At 71.8% G+C, this 14,466-nt stretch carries 13 protein-coding genes and 1 pseudogene; 3 read left to right on the top strand and 11 right to left on the bottom strand.

The features are described 5' to 3' along the window. Window positions 1-127: 127 nt before the first annotated feature. From ACIQ7Q_RS09670 to ACIQ7Q_RS09660, 3 genes are all read right to left on the bottom strand, one after another. Window positions 128-793: a response regulator gene (locus ACIQ7Q_RS09670; protein ID WP_403858380.1), complete on the bottom strand. Its 666-nt coding sequence runs from the start codon at window positions 791-793 to the stop codon at window positions 128-130. Beyond that, a complete protein-coding gene (locus ACIQ7Q_RS09665) occupies window positions 790-2,019 on the bottom strand; it encodes a sensor histidine kinase (protein WP_403858378.1) in 1,230 nt (409 codons plus the stop codon). The genes ACIQ7Q_RS09670 and ACIQ7Q_RS09665 overlap by 4 nt, the downstream gene beginning before the upstream one ends. 363 nt (window positions 2,020-2,382) lie before the next feature. Continuing rightward, complete coding sequence (locus ACIQ7Q_RS09660; RefSeq protein WP_403858376.1) at window positions 2,383-3,612, bottom strand: geranylgeranyl reductase family protein; 1,230 nt, start codon at window positions 3,610-3,612, stop codon at window positions 2,383-2,385. Window positions 3,613-3,758: 146 nt separating this feature from the next. On the opposite strand from ACIQ7Q_RS09660, the gene ACIQ7Q_RS09655 reads away from it, so the two are divergent. Next, entirely contained in the window at window positions 3,759-5,123 is a 1,365-nt protein-coding gene (locus tag ACIQ7Q_RS09655) for a dipeptidase (RefSeq protein ID WP_403858374.1), read from the top strand. A gap of 194 nt (window positions 5,124-5,317) precedes the next feature. On the opposite strand, the gene ACIQ7Q_RS09650 is transcribed toward ACIQ7Q_RS09655, so the two are convergent. Further along, complete coding sequence (locus tag ACIQ7Q_RS09650; RefSeq protein ID WP_403858372.1) at window positions 5,318-6,355, bottom strand: NUDIX domain-containing protein; 1,038 nt, start codon at window positions 6,353-6,355, stop codon at window positions 5,318-5,320. 159 nt (window positions 6,356-6,514) lie between these two features. Here ACIQ7Q_RS09650 and ACIQ7Q_RS09645 point away from each other — a divergent pair, with 159 nt between their 5' ends. Further along, window positions 6,515-6,694, top strand: coding sequence for a hypothetical protein (locus ACIQ7Q_RS09645; protein WP_403858370.1), 180 nt, complete (start codon window positions 6,515-6,517; stop codon window positions 6,692-6,694). A 100-nt stretch (window positions 6,695-6,794) separates the two neighbouring features. Here the strand turns inward: ACIQ7Q_RS09645 and ACIQ7Q_RS09640 are convergent, their stop codons facing one another. Next, window positions 6,795-7,754 (bottom strand): ROK family protein, encoded by a 960-nt coding sequence (locus tag ACIQ7Q_RS09640; protein ID WP_403858368.1) that lies wholly within the window; start codon window positions 7,752-7,754, stop codon window positions 6,795-6,797. A 236-nt stretch (window positions 7,755-7,990) separates the two neighbouring features. Here ACIQ7Q_RS09640 and ACIQ7Q_RS09635 point away from each other — a divergent pair, with 236 nt between their 5' ends. Beyond that, the gene (locus ACIQ7Q_RS09635) at window positions 7,991-8,971 is read left to right on the top strand and encodes a LacI family DNA-binding transcriptional regulator (protein WP_403858366.1); all 981 of its coding nucleotides are present in this window, start codon (window positions 7,991-7,993) and stop codon (window positions 8,969-8,971) included. 19 nt (window positions 8,972-8,990) lie between these two features. On the opposite strand, the pseudogene ACIQ7Q_RS09630 reads toward ACIQ7Q_RS09635, so the two are convergent. The 6 genes and pseudogenes from ACIQ7Q_RS09630 to ACIQ7Q_RS09605 all read right to left on the bottom strand — a co-directional run. Further along, window positions 8,991-9,221, bottom strand: a pseudogene (locus ACIQ7Q_RS09630) (serine/threonine protein kinase); the annotation flags it as partial. A gap of 495 nt (window positions 9,222-9,716) precedes the next feature. Continuing rightward, the gene (locus ACIQ7Q_RS09625; protein WP_403858364.1) at window positions 9,717-11,006 is read right to left on the bottom strand and encodes a DUF6986 family protein; all 1,290 of its coding nucleotides are present in this window, start codon (window positions 11,004-11,006) and stop codon (window positions 9,717-9,719) included. Window positions 11,007-11,174: 168 nt separating this feature from the next. Continuing rightward, window positions 11,175-12,137 carry an electron transfer flavoprotein subunit alpha/FixB family protein gene (locus ACIQ7Q_RS09620; protein WP_403858362.1) on the bottom strand — a complete coding sequence of 321 codons (963 nt, stop codon included), beginning with the start codon at window positions 12,135-12,137 and terminating at the stop codon, window positions 11,175-11,177. A 55-nt stretch (window positions 12,138-12,192) separates the two neighbouring features. Beyond that, the gene (locus ACIQ7Q_RS09615; protein WP_403858360.1) at window positions 12,193-12,978 is read right to left on the bottom strand and encodes an electron transfer flavoprotein subunit beta/FixA family protein; all 786 of its coding nucleotides are present in this window, start codon (window positions 12,976-12,978) and stop codon (window positions 12,193-12,195) included. 194 nt (window positions 12,979-13,172) lie between these two features. Next, the gene (locus ACIQ7Q_RS09610; protein ID WP_403858358.1) at window positions 13,173-13,679 is read right to left on the bottom strand and encodes a flavin reductase family protein; all 507 of its coding nucleotides are present in this window, start codon (window positions 13,677-13,679) and stop codon (window positions 13,173-13,175) included. Window positions 13,680-13,923: 244 nt separating this feature from the next. Continuing rightward, the gene (locus ACIQ7Q_RS09605) at window positions 13,924-14,214 is read right to left on the bottom strand and encodes a TlpA family protein disulfide reductase (protein ID WP_403859162.1); all 291 of its coding nucleotides are present in this window, start codon (window positions 14,212-14,214) and stop codon (window positions 13,924-13,926) included. Window positions 14,215-14,466: the final 252 nt, after the last annotated feature.

Here is a 14,466-nt window from a genome sequence, read left to right as displayed (position 1 = left end):
GAAGGCGGGGCCGACGGGACCGACCGGCCGGACGCGGTCGTGGCTGGGGGCGATGAGCCTCCGGCCACGGCCCCGTCCTGTGTTCGGAACGAGGCCCAGACCCCTGGCCCCGGCCGCGCGGCGCTCCTCAGCCGAGCCAGCCGGGGCGCACCAGCCCCGACTCATAGGCCAGCACGACCAGTTGGGCGCGGTCGCGGGCGCCGAGTTTCACCATGGTGCGGCTCACGTGCGTCTTGGCGGTCAGCGGGCTGACGAAGAGGCGGCGGGCGATCTCCTCGTTGGACAGGCCCATGCCGACCAGAGCCATCACCTCCCGCTCCCGCTCCGTGAGGTCCCCGAGTCCCTGCGCCTCGGCGGGCCCCTTGGAACGCGCCGCGAACTCGGCGATCAGACGGCGCGTCACCCCCGGCGACAGCAGTGCGTCCCCGGACACCACCGCCCGTACCGCGCGCAGCAGCTCGGCCGGTTCCGTGTCCTTCACCAGAAAGCCGGAGGCGCCGGAGCGGATGGCCTCGAAGACGTACTCGTCCAGTTCGAAGGTGGTGAGCATGACCACCTTCACGTCCGCCAGGCGCTCGTCACCGGTGATCCCGCGGGTGGCGGCCAGTCCGTCCAGGTTCGGCATCCGGATGTCCATCAGCACGACGTCCGGACGGACTTCGCCCACCAGCCGCACCGCCTCCTCACCGTCGGACGCCTCGCCCGCGACCTCGATGTCCGGCTGGGCGCCCAACAGGGCACGAAAGCCTGCCCGGACCAGGATCTGGTCGTCGGCGAGCACTACACGGATCACGTCGTCTCCTTGGGCCGCACGGGCAGTTCGGCTCGGACCCTGAAGCCGCCGTCCGGCCGCGGCCCCGCCTTGAGGGTGCCACCGAGAGCAGCGGCCCGTTCCCGCATGCCGGCCAGGCCGTTGCCGCTGCCGCCCGCGTCCGAGCCGGTCGCGGGCCCGTCGTCGTCGATCCGGAGGTCGAGCCTGCCCGGCGCGTAGGCGATCCGTACCCGCGCGGTGCGTGAGCCCGAGTGCCGCAGGACGTTCGTCAGCGCCTCCTGCACGATCCGGAACGCGGCGAGGTCTGCGCCGGGCGCGAGCGCTGCCGGTTCACCGACGGTTTCCACGTCGACGGTGAGCCCGGCGCCCGCGGCCTGTTCGACGAGTTCGGGGAGGCGGTCCAGGCCGGGCGCGGGGGCGCGGGGGGCGTCGCCGGGGGTGCGCAGAGTGTCGAGGACCTGCCGCACCTCGCCCAGTGCCTCCTTGCTCGCCGCCTTGATGGTGGTCAGGGCGGTACGCGCCTGTTCGGGGTCGGAGTCGAGCAGCGCCAGCCCCACGCCTGCCTGCACGTTGATGACGGAGATCGAGTGCGCGAGGACGTCGTGGAGTTCGCGGGCGATGCGCAGCCGTTCCTCGTCCGCGCGGCGCTTCTCCGCGGCGGCGCGCTCGGCGCGCTCCCGCGCCCACACCTCGCGGCGTACGCGCACCAGCTCGGACGCGGCCACGATCGCCATCACCCAGGCGGTGATGAACACCTCCTGACCCCAGGGCGCCGCGTCGTCGCCGGCCGGAGGCAGATACCGGTACAGCCAGTGCGCGATCAGCAGATGCCCCACCCACAGCAGGCCGATGGCCCACCAGGCGGCCCGCCGGTGTCCGGCGACGATCGCGGCGAAGCAGGCGACGGCGATGGTGAGGAAGACCGGCCCGTACGGATAGCCCGCCGCGAAGTAGACGAAGGCCGTGCCGCACACGCCGAAGACGGTGAACACGGGATACCGGTTGCGCAGCAGGAGCAGCGCCGGGCCGAGGAGGAGCAGGACGCGGGCGAAGGCGTCGAGGGGTTCGCGTTCGGGCTGCCCCTCGGCGGCAAAACCGGAGCCGACCATGACGATCACGGCGATCGCCAGGGTCGACGCCCACGGGATGCGGGTCCTGTCGCGCCGGTCCTCGAACGGGTGCATCCAAGAAGGCCCGCCCCGTCGCCAGGGCGGACCTCCGCAGGTGCCGGTGCGCTGCTGTTCCATACGGCCACGCTAGATCGGAGTGGGGGCGTGGGCGTCAGCCCGGCGTGGCGATCACGCGTACTCCCTCGGGAGTACGGGCTCGGGTGGCGGCCTGCGGCAGGCGTCCGCCGGATGGTGCTCCAGCCGGTTCAGCTGCTCCAGCCGCTCCAGCCGGGCGCGAATCCCGGCCCGCCCACGGAGCGCGCCGCCCGGGAGGGAGTGGCAGAACGCGCCCGCATGAGCCGACGCGCCCACGGGCCGGCGCGCCGGCCTGACCCGACGCGCCGCCGGGACAGAGCGCGCCCGCCGGGCAGCCGCACGCCGCACGCCCGTCCCGCACGGGCCCGCGTGCCTCCCACCCGTCCCGCCCCCAGGGCGACCGCGCTACGCCCGCTTGTCCAGCATGTCCAGCGCCCGCCGCGCCAACGGGTGCGTACGCACCAGGCCGGCCAGGGTCGTCGACCCGCGGGTGATGTCCGCGAACGCCTTCCACGCGGGCCGGAATCCGGTGAGCACCGCGTGCAGCAGCCCCGGCCTGCGCTCGAAAGCAGCAAGCATGCGCCGCCCGACAGCCATTTCGACACCCAGCCCGGACTTGACGGCGAACGCGTAGTTCAGCGCCTGCCTGCGCGCGTCGACGGCGTCGTGGGCCTCGGCGATCCTTACCGCCCACTCCCCCGCGAGCCGGCCGGAGCGCAGCGCGAAGGAGATGCCCTCCCTGGTCCACGGCTCGAGCAGCCCGGCCGCGTCGCCGCACACCAGCACCCGGCCGCGCGACAGCGGCGAGTCGTCGCTGCGGCAGCGCGTCAGATGGCCGGACGAGACGGCGGGCTCGAAGCCGGCGAGTCCCAGCCGGGCGATGAAGTCCTCCAGATACCGCTTGGTGGCGGCGCCTTCGCCGCGTGCCGAGATCACACCGACGGTCAGCGTCTGTCCCTTGGGGAACACCCAGCCATAACTGCCGGGCATCGGGCCCCAGTCGATGAGCGCCCGGCCCTCCCAGTCCTCCGCGACCGTCGCGGGGACCGGGATCTCGGCCTCCAGACCCAGATCCACCTGGTCGAGCTTCACACCGACATGAGCGCCTATCCGGCCGGCGCTGCCGTCAGCGCCGACGACGGCGCGGGTCAGGATCGTCTCCCCGTCGGAGAGCACCACGGCGACCGTACGCCGGTCCGGCACGGCGGGCCCGTGCTGTTCGACACGGGAGACGGTCGCGCCGGTGCGCAGCACCGTCCCCACCTTCTGCGCCTGTTCGACGAGGCCGGCGTCGAAGTCGGGCCGGTTGATGAGCCCGAAGAGCATCCGCTTGGAGCGTCGGGTGCGTGCGAGCCTGCCGTTGAGCGAGAAGGTGACGGCATGCACCCTGTCGCGCAGCGGCAGCTCGAAGCCGGGCGGGAGACTGTCGCGCGACGGTCCGATGATTCCCCCGCCACAGGTCTTGTAGCGGGGCAGTTCGGCCTTCTCCAGAAGGAGCACTCTGCGCCCGGTCACCGCCGCCGCGTACGCCGCCGATGCCCCCGCGGGGCCTCCGCCGACCACGACGACGTCCCAGACGGGGTCGCCAAGCTCATTTGCCGCCTCTGCTCCGGTGGCATCGTTCTCGCTGCTCACGATGTACTTCTGCTCCCGATCCGACCTGTGGCCCAAGCTCTCGACGGCATCCTACGGCGCGGTCGTGTCCCGCCCGTTGTGGGAGGATCGACCACACATTCGCCGTACACACATCGCACAACGACGTGCCCACGAGGAGCGTGCCCATGACCGCCGTACCGATCGCCGAGACCGTCGCATCGCTGCTGCCCCGCGCAAAGGCGGAGCTGACGGAACTGGTGGCGTACCAATCGGTGGCGGACCCGGCACAGTTCCCGAAGAGCGAGTGCGAGGCGGCGGCAGCATGGGTGGCGCGGGCGCTCGGGGCGGAGGGGTTCACGGACGTGGCCGTCCTCGACACCCCGGACGGTACCCAGTCCGTCTACGGCTTCCTGCCCGGCCCGGCCGGCGCCCCGACCGTGCTGCTGTACGCGCACTACGACGTGCAGCCCCCGCTGGACGAGGCGGCCTGGGTCTCCCCGCCGTTCGTGCTCACCGAGCGCGACGGCCGGTGGTACGGACGCGGTGCCGCCGACTGCAAGGGCGGGTTCATCATGCACCTGCTCGCGCTGCGCGCTCTCAAGGCCAACGGCGGAGTGCCGGTGAACATCAAGGTCATAGTGGAGGGCTCGGAGGAGCAGGGCACGGGCGGTCTCGAGCAGTACGCGGAGGCTCACCCCGATCTGCTGACCGCGGACGCCATCGTGATCGGCGACACCGGCAACTTCCGCGTCGGGCTGCCGACGGTGACGGCCAGTCTGCGGGGCATGACACTGTTGCGGGTCCAGATCGACACCCTCGAGGGCAATCTGCACTCCGGGCAGTTCGGTGGCGCCGCGCCTGACGCGCTGGCCGCCCTGATCCGCGTACTGGACTCGTTGCGTGCCGAGGACGGCTCGACGACCGTCGACGGGCTGGCCGCCGACGCGACCTGGGACGGACTCGCCTACCCCGAGGAGGAGTTCCGCAAGGACGCCAAGGTCCTCGACGGTGTGGGGCTGATCGGAGAGGGCTCGGTCGCGGACCGCGTCTGGGCACGGCCCGCCGTCACGGTGCTCGGCATCGACTGCCCGCCCGTGGTGGGCGCCACACCGTCGGTACAGGCGGGCGCGCGTGCACTGATCAGCCTTCGGGTGCCGCCGGGCCAGGACGCGGCCGAGGCGACCAAACTGCTCGCCGCGCACTTGGAGGCGCACGCGCCGTGGGGCGCGCGGGTGGCAATGGAGCAGATCGGCCAGGGCCAGGCGTTCCAGGCGGATGTGACGAGCCCTGCGTACATGTCGATGGCGGAGGCGATGCGGGTGGCGTACCCGGGCGAGGAGATGCAGGCGTCCGGCATGGGCGGCTCGATCCCGCTGTGCAACACGCTCGCCGCGCTGTACCCGCAGGCGGAGATCCTGCTGATCGGTCTGAGCGAGCCCGAGGCGCAGATCCACGCCGTGAACGAGAGCGTGTCGCCCGAGGAACTGGAGCGGATGTCGGTCACCGAGGCGCTGTTCCTGGCCAACTACGCGGAGTCCAAGCGCCACTGAGCGCTCGCGCAGATCCCCCGCAGTCCCGCTCCGGTGCGGCGCGTCCTACGACGCACCGCCTGGAGGCGGGCCGGTCCGCGGGCGGGCCGGTTCGTAGCCGAGCCCCGGTCCGCGGGCGCGCGGGGTCTGCCGGCGGGCCGGTCCGCAGTCAGGCCTCGGTCGGCAAGCGGGCCAAGACCGAAAGCGCCCAAGGGCTATCCGACAGGAACTCCGGCTTCGAGGTTGAGGACCGTGCTGCGTTCGCGGGCCCGCAGGGCCCAGCGCAGTCGTTCGTAGCGGGCGGGCGGCAGCAGGTCCGCCGCCTCCTGTTCGGCGACGAACTTCCAGCCGCGCAACTCGGAGCCGGGGAGCAGCACCCGCGCGGCGTCGGCGTCCGCGAGCCGGCCGCCGTCGAAGAGCAGCCGAAGTCCGCCGTAGCCGGGCGAACGCGGGGGCTCCCAGTCGACGACCAGCAGCCGGGGTACGGCGGTGAGTTCGATGCCGAGTTCCTCCGTGACCTCGCGCATGCCCGCGCGGGCCGGTGCCTCGCCCCGCTCGACGACGCCGCCGGGGAATTCCCAGCCGGGCTTGTAGGTCGGGTCGACGAGGAGTACCCGGTCCCGCTGGTCGAAGAGGAGCACACCGGCGGCGAGCGTCTCGCCGGCCGGCTCCGGGGTCTGAACGATGTCGCTGACCGCCGCCGAGCCCGTGCGTACGGCTTCGGCCACGGCGGCGGCCGTCTCGTCGGTGCCGAGTCGGCTGTTGTCGATCACATGGGCGTCGGCGGTGATCCAGCCGAGCGCGGCCTGGTATCGCTCAATGTTGTCGAAAGCCCACCGGCGGGTGCGTTCGCTCTCCGTCGGGTCGTCCCCGAAGGCCTCACGTCCGGCGATCCGCTCGCGCAAAATCGTTTCGTCAGGCGCCAGCAGCACATGCCGCACGGCTATCCGGCGAGCGGCGAGCCCGCCGAAGATCTCGTCCCGGTAGTCCTGCCGCAGCAGCGTCATGGGAGTCACGAGCACCCCGCCCACCTCGGCGAGCAGCGCGGCGGCCGTGTCCACGACGAGCCGCCGCCAGATCGGCAGATCCTGGTAATCGCCCACCTCGGCCAGGCGTTTGGCGGGCAGCAGGCGGCCCATGCCGCTGCCGATCAATTCGGGGTCGAACAGTGTGCTGTTGGGGATCAGGTCGATCAGTTCGCGCGCGGTACTGCTCTTGCCCGCACCGAACGCACCGTTGATCCAGACGATCACGGGTCCCCCTCTTCCGTAGCCCACAGTGGATTGCCCGCAACACCCTGCCACGGAAACCCCGTGCCGGAACCGGTTGGCCGATCACGCACCCCAACTGTGGCCGGGCCGTGACACCGGCCGCACAGCATCGTTGGAGCGGGAGAGACAAGGGGGTGCGTCATGCGCCGCACGGTGTTGGAGAAGTTCCCCGCGGGTGACCCGCGAGGGAGTCGGCAGGCGGAGGAGTACGCCCGCCACCGCAGGGACGAGGGCCTGGCGGCCGAGGTCGTCATGGACCTGGAGTCGGACGCGTTCCTGGTCGTGGTCCCCCAGCAGCAGGGCTCGGACCACGGTTGGTGAAGCCGCCGGGCTCGGTTTCGTCCGGCATCCCCATGGATGCCACGCCCGGGGGCACAGCGCCCCGGACCGCAACACCGGACCGCAATGCCCCGGCGTCCCGTCAGGCGTGCCCCGCGGGAATCGCCCGGGATTCACACCCCAGCATCGCCGCGGCGGCCGCACCCACCAGCCCGGCGTCCGTCCCCATCAGAGCCGGGGCCACGCGCAGGCGCCGCACGAAGGACAGCGTCGCGTAGTCCCGCAGGGCACGGCGCAGCGGGACGAAGAGCACCTCGCCCGCCCCGGCGACTCCCCCGCCGATCACGGCGATCTCGATCTCGACGAGCGTCGCCGTGGCGGCGATCCCCGCGGCGAGGGCCTGGGCGGCCCGCTCGAAGGAGGCCACGGCCACGGTGTCGCCGGCGCGCGCGGCGGCGGCGACCGCCGCGGCGGAGGTGTCTCCGTCCGGTCCGGCGCGCCAGCCGTTCTCCAGGGCCCGGCGGGCGATGTTGGGCCCACTGGCGATGCGCTCCACGCACCCCCGGGCCCCGCACGGGCACAGGTCGCCGTCGAGGTCGACGCTGATGTGGCCGATGTGGCCCGCGTTGCCGGTGGGTCCGGCGTGCGGCTTGCCGTTCAGTACCAGACCGCCGCCGACGCCGGTGGAGACGACCATGCACAGCGCGTTGTCGTGGCCGCGTGCGGCACCCTGCCAGTGTTCGGCCGCGGTCATGGCGACCCCGTCGCCGACCAGCGTGATCGGCAGCCCGCCCACGGCCCGTGACACGCGGTCGACGAGCGGAAACCCGCGCCAGCCGGGGACGTTGACCGGGCTGACCGTACCGGCGGAGGCGTCGACAGGCCCCGCGCTGCCGATGCCGAGCGCCGTGGCCCTCGGCCACAGCGGGGAGGCGGTCAGCTCGGCGAGAACGTTCTCGACCGCGTGCATCACCGTGTCGCCGTCCTCGCGGGCAGGTGTGGGGCGCTGCGCGCGGAGAAGAATCGCGCCGTTGCCGTCCACCAGCGCCCCGGCGATCTTGGTGCCACCGATGTCGAGCGCGGCGACGAGGCTGTTATGCATCGGTACGGGATCCCCCGGAGCTGTCGGACCTGCGGTTTCGATAACAGTCTCCATTCCCCTGACAACGTTGTCCAGGCCCTATGCTCGACGCCACACGCTACATACACGACGATCGCGACCGCCAAGACACCGCCAAGACCCAGACAGGACAGCGCACTGTGGCCGATTCGACCCGCCCCCTGCCGCCCCCGGGCAGCCCTCGCGGCCCCGAGCCCCGCTACGGGAATCGGCCCACGATGAAGGATGTCGCCGCGCGGGCCGGAGTCGGACTGAAGACGGTTTCCCGCGTGGTCAACGGCGAGCCCGGCGTCACCGCGGACACCGAGCGCCGGGTGCAGGAAGCGATCGAGTCCCTCGGCTTCCGCCGCAACGACAGCGCCCGCGTGCTCCGCAAGGGCCGCACCGCCTCCATCGGCCTGGTGCTGGAGGACCTCGCCGACCCGTTCTACGGCCCGCTCAGCCGCGCCGTGGAGGAGGTCGCCCGCGCCCACGGCGCGCTGCTCATCAACGGCTCCAGCGCCGAGGACCCGGACCGCGAGCAGGAGTTGGTGCTGGCGCTGTGCGCCCGCAGGGTGGACGGCCTGATCGTGATCCCCGCCGGACACGACCACCGCTACCTGGAGCCCGAGATCAAGGCGGGCATCGCGACGGTGTTCGTCGACCGCCCGGCCGGGCGGATCGACGCGGACGTGGTGCTGTCCGACAGCTTCGGCGGCGCGCGGGCAGGCGTGGCGCATCTGATCGCGCATGGTCACCGTCGCATCGCCTTCATCGGCGACCAGCCGCGGATCCACACCGCCGTGGAGCGGCTCCGCGGCTACCGTGCCGCCATGGAGGACGCCCGTCTCCAGATCGACGACTCGTGGGTCGCGCTCGGCTCGACGGCTCCGGAGCGGGTGCAGGCGGCCGTCACCGCGGTGCTGGAGGGGCCCGAACCGGTCACCGCGATCTTCGCCGGCAACAACCGCGTCACCGTGACGGCGGTCCGGGCCCTCGCCGCGTACGAGAAGCGCATCGCCCTCGTCGGGTTCGACGACATCGAGCTCGCGGACCTGCTCGGTATCACCGTCATAGCCCAGGACGCCGCGGCGCTCGGGCGCACCGCGGCGGAGCGGCTGTTCCGCCGGCTCGACGGAGTGAACGAGGAGCCGGCCCAGACGGCACTGGAGACGGTGCTGATTCCGCGCGGTTCGGGGGAGATCCCGCCGGCGTCGTGATCCGGTGCGGCGGACCCCGTCAGCAGACCGGCAGGCCAGGCACCGGCTGATCGTTGTCACCGCCTTGCATGTAGACGTCGCTGACCCAGACGTTGTGGTTGCCCTTGTCGTCGTCCGTCTTGGCCCACCAGACGTTCGTCCACTGGCCGGAGGTCTCACGGCGGCCCAGATTCGCCTGGCAGTAGAAGTCGTTGGTGCCCGAGTTGAGGACGCCGACCTGGGCGCCGCCGTCGTTGTAGGAGTTCGCGGTCCGCTTTGCTCGACCAATAGATAGCGCCCGGCCAGACGCTCGCTGTTCCCCGTTGCCACCGCTGCCCCGCTCCTGGGTTCCGAAAGTGACGGATCACGGCCTGGAGGGACGAGCCTGCTCGACGTAGCGGGGAAGGCCCTCCGGGGATGGACGGGTTGGCTGCGAGGGACCGCACTCGAGCACCACGAACCGTCACCGGGTCCGGGGCCCACGACGACAGCCCCCTGGGGCACCGGCGACGCGGCTGTTCAGGGACGTGCCTCTCGGCGCGGACGTGGTGCCGCTTCCCGGTAGAGGTCGGCGAGCAGGGCGACGGGGGCGTGCGTGGCGGGTGGGGGGCACCTTGGCCTCACCTCGTGGCCGGCCGTCACCGTGATCGTCTCCGCCACGCCACCGCCGTGGGCACGGCCACCGGGCGGGCGCAGGGGCGGTGGCCGCAGGGCCGCGAACGCTCCGCGCCGTGACGACCGTCGCGACGCGGGGCAGCAGGGAATGTCACCCGGCCGTGGCGGTCAGGTCGCCGCGCCGGGGCCGGGCGAAGCCGTCGAGGTCGGCGGGGGTGAGGCCCGTCAGGCGGGCGACCTCCGCGGTGTCCAGGGCGCCGCAGTCGATACCGCGGAGCAGGTAGGAGCTGAGGGCCTTTGCGGTGGCGGGCTCGTCCATGACGTCGCCGCCGGCGTGGTTGGCGTAGGCGGCGAGGCGGGCGGCGGCCTGCTCGAAGCCCTCGCGGTAGAAGGCGAACACGGCGGCGTACCGGGTGGGCAGGTGGCCGGGGTGCATGTCCCAGCCCTGGTAGTAGGCGCGGGCGAGTGCGCGACGGGTGAGGCCGTAGTGGAGCCGCCAGGCGTCGTGGACCTTCTCGGTGGGGCCGACGGGCAGGACGTTGGTGGATCCGTCGGAGACGCGTACGCCGGTGCCCGCGGCGGCGACCTGCATGACCGCCTTGGCGTGGTCGGCAGCGGGGTGGTCGCTGGCCTGGTGGGCGGCGCTGACGCCGAGGCAGGCGCTGTAGTCGAAGGTGCCGTAGTGCAGTCCGGTGGCGCGGCCCTCGGCCGCGTCGATCATGCGGGCGACGGTGGCGGTGCCGTCGGCGCCGAGGATGGACTGGCTGGTCTCGATCTGGATCTCGAAGCCGATGCGGCCGGGCTCCAGACCGCGGGCCTTCTCGAACTCCTCGAGGAGCCGCACCATGGCGGTGACCTGCTCGGTGTAGGTGACCTTGGGCAAGGTCAGGATGAGCCCGTCGGGCAGTCCGCCGCGCTCCATCAGGCCGGTGAGGAAGATGTCGAGGCTGCGGATGCCGCGGTCGCGTACGGCGGCCTCCATGCACTTCATCCGGATGCCCATGTACGGGGCGGCGGTGCCCTGTCCGTACGCCTCGGAGATCAGCCGCGCCGCGCGTGCGGCATCGGCGTCCTCGTCGTCGCCCGCGTAGCCGTCCTCGAAGTCGACGCGCAGGTCCTCGATCGGCTCGCGCTCGAGCTTGGCGCGGACGCGCGTGTACACCGGCTCCGCGAGCTCGTCCGAGAGGCCGAGGACGCGCGCGAAGGTACGGGCGTCGGGCGCGTGCTCATCGAGGGCGGCGAGTGCCTTGTCTGCCCAGGAGCGGATCGTGTCGGCGGTGAAGTCGTTGCCGGGGACATAGACGGTGTGGACGGGCTGGCGCGTGCCCGGATCCCCGGGGTAGCGGCGGGCGAGTTCCGCGTCCACCGTCGCCAGGGAGGCGCTGATGCCCTCGCTGACCGCGCCCGCGAGGCTCGTTGCCACCTTCTCCTGCTGACCCATTCCCACACCCTCCGCACACTTCGGGACCCGTGGTTTCCGCATCACGGATTCAACATTCTGTTGAATGAAGTTAATGCGGCGCCGTGATCTGCGTCAATGGTGCGCCTCAACGAGCCGGGGCCGCGCGGTGAAGATCACCACGCGGCCCCGGGCCGGACGACACGCAGATCAGCCCTTGCGGGTCTTGACCTCGTCGGTCAGCTGCGGGACGACCTCGAAGAGGTCGCCGACCACGCCGTAGTCGACCAGGTCGAAGATCGGGGCCTCGGCGTCCTTGTTGATGGCCACGATGGTCTTCGAGGTCTGCATGCCGGCCCGGTGCTGGATCGCGCCGGAGATGCCGGAGGCGATGTACAGCTGCGGGGAGACAGACTTGCCGGTCTGGCCGACCTGGTTGGTGTGCGGGTACCAGCCGGCGTCGACCGCGGCACGCGAGGCACCGACCGCCGCGCCGAGCGAGTCGGCCAGCGCCTCGATGATCGCGAAGTTCTCCGCGCCGTTGACGCCACGGCCACCGGAGACCACGATCGCGGCCTCGGTCAGCTCGGGGCGGCCCGTCGACTCACGCGGCGTGCGCGAGACGACCTTGGTGCCGGTGGCCTTCTCGGAGAACGACACCGACAGCGCCTCGACGGCGCCCGCGGCCGGGACGGCCTCCACGGCGGCCGAGTTCGGCTTGACCGTGATGACCGGCGTGCCCTTGGAGACACGGGACTTGGTGGTGAAGGAGGCGGCGAACGCGGACTGCGTCGCGACCGCGCCCTCGTCACCGGCCTCGAGGTCGACGGCGTCGGTGATGATGCCGGAACCGATACGGACCGCGAGACGGGCCGCGATCTCCTTGCCCTCGGCGGAGGACGGCACGAGCACGGCGGCCGGCGAGACGGCCTCGTACGCGGCCTGCAGCGCGTCGACCTTCGGGACGACGAGGTAGTCGGCGAACTCGGGCGCGTCGGCGGTCAGCACCTTCACCGCACCGTGCTCGGCGAGCGCGGCGGCGGTGTTTTCGGCACCGGCGCCCAGGGCGACCGCCACGGGCTCGCCGATACGACGGGCCAGCGTCAGCAGCTCCAGGGTGGGCTTGCGGACGGCACCGTCCACGTGGTCGACGTAGACGAGAACTTCAGCCATGGGACTTCTTCTCTCCTGCTTGCGAAGTGTGAAGGGGGCGGTTGGGGCCGAAGCCTTAGATGAACTTCTGGCCGGCCAGGAACTCGGCCAGCTGCTTGCCGCCCTCGCCCTCGTCCTTGACGATCGTTCCGGCGGTGCGGGCCGGACGCTCCGCGGCCGAGTCGACCTTGGTCCAGGCGCCCTCGAGGCCGACCTCTTCGGCGTCGATCTCGAGGTCCTCGAGGTCCAGGGACTCCACCGGCTTCTTCTTGGCGGCCATGATGCCCTTGAAGGACGGGTAACGCGCCTCGCCCGACTGGTCCGTCACGGACACGACGGCCGGCAGCGACGCCTCGAGCTGCTCGGAGGCGGTGTCGCCGTCACGACGGCCCTTGACGGTGCCGTCCTCGACCGAGATCTCGGAGAGCAGCGTGACCTGCGGGACGCCGAGGCGCTCCGACAGGATCGCCGGCAGCACGCCCATCGTGCCGTCGGTGGAGGCCATACCGCAGATGACCAGGTCGTAACCGGTCTTCTCGATCGCCTTCGCCAGCACCAGCGAGGTGCCCATCACGTCGGAGCCGTGCAGGTCGTCGTCCTCGACGTGGACGGCCTTGTCGGCGCCCATCGACAGCGCCTTGCGCAGCGCGTCCTTGGCGTCCTCGGGGCCGACGGTCAGCACGGTGACCTCGGCGTCGTCCGCCTCGTCCGCGATCTGCAGCGCCTGCTCCACCGCGTACTCATCCAGCTCCGACAGCAGGCCGTCGACGTCGTCTCGGTCGACGGTCAGGTCATCGGCGAAGTGCCGATCGCCGGTGGCGTCGGGCACGTACTTCACACAGACAACGATCCTCAGGCTCACGCCGGCTCTCCTACTGCATCGTCTCTACTGGACTGCCTTGTGAACGCAGCATAGGCGTCCGATGGGGCGGATCCCGGTCGGGGCGGGCCGCGCTCCGAACGAAATATTACTCGTCAGTACACCCAGTGCGTTCCCGCTAAGCAAGCGCTTTGAACTGTGACCTTGACAACGGCATGACCGCTGGCCCACTGGGCTCAGTCCCTCAGCGCCGTGAAGCGCCCCTGGTGGTACACCAGCGGACGACCCCCGCCCGCCGGATCGCCGACAACGGCCTCGGCGATCACGATGCGATGGTCCCCCGCGGGCACCCTGGCGACGACGCGGCACGCCATCCACGCCAGCACGCCGTCGAGCACGGGAACGCCCTCGGGCCCCGTGCGCCAGCTCGTGGGCGGCGCGAACCGGTCGGCGCCGCTGCGCGCGAAGGTGGCGGCCAGCTCCTGCTGGTGCTCGCCGAGCAGGTGGACGCCGACGTGTTCGGCGTTCGCGACGACCGGCCAGCTCGAAGAGCCCGTTCCGACACCGAAGGAGATCAGCGGGGGGTCCGCGGCCACGGAGGTGAGCGAGGTGGCAGTGAAACCCACCGGGCGCGAGCCGCCCGCGGTGATCACCGCGACGCCCGCCGCGTGCTGTCGGAAAACGGAGCGGAGGAGGTCGGGGGAGGCGAGCCGAGCGGTGCCGAGATCGGGCGATGCCGTCATCGAGATGTCCTTCTGGGTGTGCGAATCATGCGGCTGTGGCTGCTCGGACAGCCGGACAACGCGCGCTCGCGTTCCGGGCGAGGTCGACATGGACCCGCCCGTGCTGAAGGAGTACTGGAGGCACGGGACCAGCCTGGCGATACTTGGCGTGCACAGTCAAGTGCGCACAGGGAGGTGCGACCAGCGTCACGGATGCCGCACCGAGCGTTCGATCCCGTTGCCATGGCGCCTGCCCAGGTGCGGGTCACACCGCCCGCCCGAGCGCCGCGATGACATCGGCTCTGCGGGGGGCGCCGGAGGCTCTGGTGACAATCCGTCCGCCCGCATCGAGGACCAGCACGGTGGGCGTCTTCACGATGTCCAGCCGGCGCACGAGCGCGAGGCGCTCCTCCGCGTCGACCTCGACATGGACGACCCCGTCGACCATGGCGGCGACGTCGGCCAGGGTGCGGCGGGTGGCCCGGCACGGCTGGCAGAAGGCGGTGGAGAACTGGACGAGTGTCGCCCGCTCCCCGAGTTCCGCGCCCAAGTCCATTCGGCCGAGCCGCCGTTCCGCGCCCAGGCCTGTTCCACCGAGTTGCCGTTCCGCGTCCTGAGCCCGCACCTTCGTCCTTTCCCTCGCCGGGGTTCTTCCCTCGGAACTGCAGCGTTCACATGGCGGCAAGGATTCCCGCAGCCCTCAACCCGTACCGGAGTTCCCTGGGACGACGTGATGAGAATCTCGCCCTCGCAGGCCACCAGGGCTGGTCAGTACGCCACACATGGGGGACGATCGCGCTATGCCGCA

The organism is Streptomyces sp. NPDC096176 (genome assembly GCF_044763255.1).
In the GTDB taxonomy this organism is placed as follows: Bacteria; Actinomycetota; Actinomycetes; order Streptomycetales; family Streptomycetaceae; genus Streptomyces.
Note: the sequence above shows the minus strand (reverse complement) of the source record. Positions and strands in the feature narration are given on the sequence as shown.

Coding starts and splice junctions, on each gene's coding strand:
- ACIQ7Q_RS09665 (WP_403858378.1), bottom strand. CDS start 2,019: ATGGAACAGCAGCGCACCGGCACCTGCGGAGGTCCGCCCTGGCGACGG.
- ACIQ7Q_RS09655 (WP_403858374.1), top strand. CDS start 3,759: ATGACCGCCGTACCGATCGCCGAGACCGTCGCATCGCTGCTGCCCCGC.
- ACIQ7Q_RS09645 (WP_403858370.1), top strand. CDS start 6,515: ATGCGCCGCACGGTGTTGGAGAAGTTCCCCGCGGGTGACCCGCGAGGG.
- ACIQ7Q_RS09640 (WP_403858368.1), bottom strand. CDS start 7,754: ATGCATAACAGCCTCGTCGCCGCGCTCGACATCGGTGGCACCAAGATC.
- ACIQ7Q_RS09635 (WP_403858366.1), top strand. CDS start 7,991: ATGAAGGATGTCGCCGCGCGGGCCGGAGTCGGACTGAAGACGGTTTCC.
- ACIQ7Q_RS09625 (WP_403858364.1), bottom strand. CDS start 11,006: ATGGGTCAGCAGGAGAAGGTGGCAACGAGCCTCGCGGGCGCGGTCAGC.
- ACIQ7Q_RS09620 (WP_403858362.1), bottom strand. CDS start 12,137: ATGGCTGAAGTTCTCGTCTACGTCGACCACGTGGACGGTGCCGTCCGC.
- ACIQ7Q_RS09610 (WP_403858358.1), bottom strand. CDS start 13,679: ATGACGGCATCGCCCGATCTCGGCACCGCTCGGCTCGCCTCCCCCGAC.
- ACIQ7Q_RS09605 (WP_403859162.1), bottom strand. CDS start 14,214: ATGGACTTGGGCGCGGAACTCGGGGAGCGGGCGACACTCGTCCAGTTC.